The 224-nt window shown below is 58.5% G+C and carries 1 pseudogene; it reads right to left on the minus strand.

Features of this window, described 5'->3' with window-relative positions:
* A pseudogene (locus tag AF337_RS44575) lies at nt 1-224 on the minus strand (helix-turn-helix domain-containing protein); the annotation flags it as partial.

A 224-nucleotide genomic window follows, 5' to 3' on the forward strand; every position in this document is an offset into this window, starting at 1 on the left:
GTTTCATAGTGGGCGCCGGGAATCCGCACCTCGCAGACGGCCCCTGCAAAATAGGAAATATCGGCGGTCAATATGGCATCGTCCTCGTCGCGGCGGTGACTGAAGGTGATCGTAGGTTCCGACGCGTCGGTGTCCGGAATCGTCGGTCGACCCGAAGCTCGCCGCCAGCTTACGTGCGGTCGGCTCGACAAAAGCAAAAGCGAACTCTCGATTTCGTCTATGAT

This window comes from Rhizobium ecuadorense (genome assembly GCF_001187535.1).
GTDB classification, from domain to species: Bacteria; Pseudomonadota; Alphaproteobacteria; order Rhizobiales; family Rhizobiaceae; genus Rhizobium; species Rhizobium ecuadorense.